The 3,729-nt window shown below is 61.4% G+C and carries 2 protein-coding genes; one reads left to right on the forward strand and one right to left on the reverse strand.

Translation table 11 applies throughout. The features are described 5' to 3' along the window. On the reverse strand, window positions 1–190 hold a 190-nt coding region (locus ADADOO_RS14705), incomplete at its 3' end, for a hypothetical protein (RefSeq protein ID WP_511278256.1). Between ADADOO_RS14705 and ADADOO_RS14710 the strand changes: the two genes are divergently transcribed. Then, window positions 189–3,293 carry a cache domain-containing protein gene (locus ADADOO_RS14710; protein ID WP_511278257.1) on the forward strand — a complete coding sequence of 1,035 codons (3,105 nt, stop codon included), beginning with the start codon at window positions 189–191 and terminating at the stop codon, window positions 3,291–3,293. The two genes, ADADOO_RS14705 and ADADOO_RS14710, sit on opposite strands and share 2 nt — an antisense overlap. Window positions 3,294–3,729 lie beyond the last annotated feature (436 nt).

Below are 3,729 nucleotides of genomic sequence, written 5' to 3' on the forward strand. Positions count from 1 at the left end.
AGCAATCTCCCGAACCGGCCCGCGTGGCCGGTTTTTTTCGCCGCCTCTTTTGCGCCATTTTGCTCATTGCCGAGGCGCCGGCGACGGTGGATACTGAGCAGAGCGGACGGTGCCACACCGTCCGGCAGAGCCGGGGTGTCAACGTTGCGATGACTACCCGGCCGCCATCCGCGAAGAGGGAGATCGTCATGTTTGCGCCATTGCATCGCCTCAGCATCCGCAACCGGATCTGGGGCATCGTTGCCATTTTTATCGGCAGCATCCTGCTGACCAGCGCCCTCGATGTCGCCACGCTCAGGGATACCTTGCACCAGGAAAAAGAAGACAGCATCCGGCAACTGGTCGAGGCCGCCCACGCTGTGCTGGCCCATTATCAGGATCTCGAACGCAACGGTAGCCTAAGCCGGGAAACCGCCCAGGCAGCGGCGATCGCCACGATCAAGGGGATCCGCTACAACGGCAAGGATTATTTCTGGCTCAACGATAACCAGACTCCACCGCGCATGCTCATGCACCCGATTTCGCCTGAGCTCGACGGTCAACCGCTGCTTGACGACAAATTCAACTGCGTCACCAGCCTACGGAACAGCACGAAAGGGCCGTTTGTGCCGACTGACGGCAAGAAAAACCTGCTGCAGGCCTTCGCCGAACTGGTCGCCCAAACCGGCCACGGCTATGTCACCTACCCGTGGCCCAAGGTCACTCCGGACGGCAAAAGCACGCGGCAAACCTACCCCAAGCTGTCTTATGTCAAAAGTTTTGCGCCCTGGGGGTGGACCGTCGGTTCCGGCATTTACATCGACGACATCGACGCCCTGGTTCAGGCCCGGGCCCTCCACCACCTCGTGCTGCTCCTCGCCATCGCCACCGCCTTGCTGCTCCTGGCCAGCCTGATCGCCCGCAGCATCACCGTTCCGCTGAAAGCCACGATGCGCGCCATGCACGACATCGCCCGGGGCGATGCCGGGCTCGACCAGCGCCTGGCCGTCGACGGCCGGAGTGAAATCGCCGAACTGGCCGGCCATTTCAATGAAATGCTCGATCACATCGAGCGCCGCGACCAGGCGCTGCTCAAGCAGCAGGAAGGCCTGGAGCAGGAAGTTTCGCGGCGGACGGCCAGCCTGCGCGAAGCCAACCTGAAGCTGGATGCGGAACTGGTCGAGCGCCGGCGGATAGAAAAGGTCATCAACGAGAGCAAGAACCGCATGCACGGCCTGCTTGATGCCACCGACGAAGCTGTGCTGCTGCTGGCACCGGATGCCACGGTTCTCGAGATCAACACCTTCGCCGCCCGCCGCTTCGGCAAGACGCCGAAGCAAATGGTCAGGACGAATTTCCTCGACCACATGCCGGCCGAACTGGCCAAAACACGCGGCACCATGATGCGTACCGCCGTCGCCAGCGGGGAGATCGTCCGCTTTCAGGATCAGCGCGGCGCGACCTGGTTTGACAACAACCTGTACCCGGTCAAGGACGACAACGGACTCGTCGAGAGCGTCGCCGTCTACGCCAAGGACATCTCCGAGCAAAAACGCATCAAGATGGACGAGGAACTCTTCCTGCAACTGGGCACGGTCCTCATGCGCTGGGGCGTCGATTCACGCGCCATCGCCCAGATTTTCTGCGACGGCATCCTGCCCATTTTCAATCTCGACGCCGCCTGCGTCGTGGTTATCGGCCAGGATGGCCAGCTTTCCCTGGCCGCGACATCCGGAACCCTGACCGGCGAAACCATCGAACATCTTGCCGGCTGCGCCAACAAGGCCGCTGCCTGCCGGCCACTGGCCGAGGTCATGGCCAGCGGCAAGCATCAGGTGGTATCGCTCGCCGGGGCGAACTGCACGCGGTGCACGGCGAGAAATCAGGCCCTGGCCGCATGCAACACTGCCATCCTGCTCCCCCTGCAACTCCAGGGCCAATGCTGGGGCGTGCTCGCGCTGTACGGCAAGGAAACCGATCAATTCGCCGACAGCCTGCTCCAGCAACGCCTGCTGGCCAGTGCCAACCGCCTGGTCATTACGCTGGAATCCGCCCTGCGCCAGGAAAGGCTGGCCCTCTTCGACCTCGCCCTGGCCGAGGTTGGCAATGCGGTGATGATCACCGACGTCGCCGCCAGGATCATCTGGGTCAATCGCGCCTTCACCCTGCTTTCGGGCTATGCCGAAGCCGAGCTGATCGGCCAGCCGCCCCGCATGTTCAACTCCGGCACCCAGGATGCGGTGTTCTTCCGACACTTCTGGGAAAGCATCTCGGGCGGCACAACCTGGCGCGGTGACATCGTCAACCGGCGCAAGGACGGCAGCCTGTACACCGCCCGCCAGATGGTGACCCCCTTATTCAACGCCGAGGGCAAAATCAGCCACTACATCGCCGTGCTCGAGGACATCAGCGAACACAAGCGCCAGGAAGAAGAACTCAAACAGAACTACGCGCATTTGCGCGCCCTCAACGAGCAACTTGAAAATGCCCAGAACCAGCTCCTGCAATCGGAAAAAATGGCCTCCATCGGCCAGCTGGCGGCCGGCGTCGCCCACGAGATCAACAACCCGATCGGCTTCGTCAACTCCAACCTGGGCACCCTGAAAAACTACGTCGACGAACTGCTCGGTGTCATCCACGCCTACAGCGCCGCCGACCCACTGCTCGCCGGGCACCCCGAAATCAACGCCGACATCGTCACCCGCAAGGCAGAAGCCGACCTCGACTTCCTCGGCGACGACATTCTCAGCCTGATCAAGGAATCGCGCGAAGGCATTGCCCGGGTCACGCGGATCGTCCAGGACCTCAAGGATTTCTCGCGCATCGACAGCCTGGACTGGGCCCCGGCCAATCTCGAACACGGGCTGGACAGCACGCTCAACATCGCCATGAACGAAATCAAGTTCAAAGCCGACATCGTCAAGGAATACGCCGGCATCCCCGACGTCGAATGCCTCGGCTCGCAGTTGAACCAGGTATTCATGAACCTTCTCGTCAACGCCGCCCACGCCATCGAAACGCACGGCACCATCACCATCCGCACGGGTTCGGCAAAGAGCGCGGTGTGGGTCGAAATCGCCGACACCGGCCGCGGCATCCCACCGGAAAACCTCAAACGCATCTTCGACCCTTTCTTCACCACCAAACCCATCGGCAAAGGCACCGGCCTCGGCCTCTCACTGGCCTACAGCATCGTCCAGAAACACCACGGCAAACTCGACGTCAGCAGCAAAGTCGGCGTCGGCAGCTGCTTCCGTGTGGAGATTCCGGTGCGGCAACCGGCGCCGGCAGAGGCAAGCTCAGTCACAGCCTGAGCACGCCGCCGATTTGACCCAACCGACAAGCCGGGAGGCGATGCATGAGCCTTTGTAGTCGGCAAACTGGCGGTTGGTTCGGGCGCGACAGTGACCTCTACGGTCAACTGGAAAAAACGGCCAAAATCAATTCCTCTACCCCTTTTTAACAAAGGCTACGGTAGTTGCGCCAGCGACCAAAACAGCATCATGGCCAGGTACTGGACCGTCTGGCGTAGTAGCTCAACTACTTGTACTTCGCGCGCAACTCCGCGAGTATTTCGTCAGCAACTCGATTGTAGGCTTCCGGGGTGAGAGAGAGGGAGCTACAACTGCAATAGTTGAAACCCGCGCTTTCCTCGACGAACCACACGCTGGTGGTTTTGTTCCTCGCTTCGCCCAACCCACCTGCTCCATTCCTGAGCATCTGTTGAGCGGTTGATCATGTCGCGCCCTG

This window comes from Azonexus sp., from assembly GCF_036170495.1.
Taxonomy (GTDB): domain Bacteria; phylum Pseudomonadota; class Gammaproteobacteria; order Burkholderiales; family Rhodocyclaceae; genus Azonexus.

Bases quoted from the DNA above. Each gene is read 5' to 3' on its own strand.
- ADADOO_RS14710 (WP_511278257.1), top strand. From the start codon at position 189: ATGTTTGCGCCATTGCATCGCCTCAGCATCCGCAACCGGATCTGGGGC.